Here is a 334-nt window from a genome sequence, read left to right as displayed (position 1 = left end):
ATACTGGCCGCGCAAAGTCTTCCAAAAAGGGAGCGCTGGGATATCAGAACTATGAGCACGACGTCGAATGTAAATTTGCCGGTGTGGATCCTGCCCAGCTGGAAGCCGTTCAGAAGTTTTTGAACGAAGGCGGTGTTGCGATTGCTTACTACAAAAGTGGTACCCGCCGGGTCTATGGTGCCAGTTGGAACCCGCTTGTGATTGAAGACAGTGACGATTCAGGTGCTAAGGCCGACGACCAGAACGCGATCAGCTTTAAAGGGAAATCGGACGGCTTGCCCTTCCCTGCTCCCTTCCTGGCTGCATCCGTAGCGCTGGTTACCGACACAGCAGC

At 54.2% G+C, this 334-nt stretch carries 1 pseudogene; it reads left to right on the top strand.

Annotated elements, in window-relative coordinates:
* Positions 1-334: pseudogene (locus AC1XUO_RS29675) on the top strand (hypothetical protein); the annotation flags it as partial.

The organism is Dyadobacter sp. HNCC25DJ186 (genome assembly GCF_056895235.1).
This window is presented reverse-complemented; position numbering and strand designations above follow the sequence as displayed.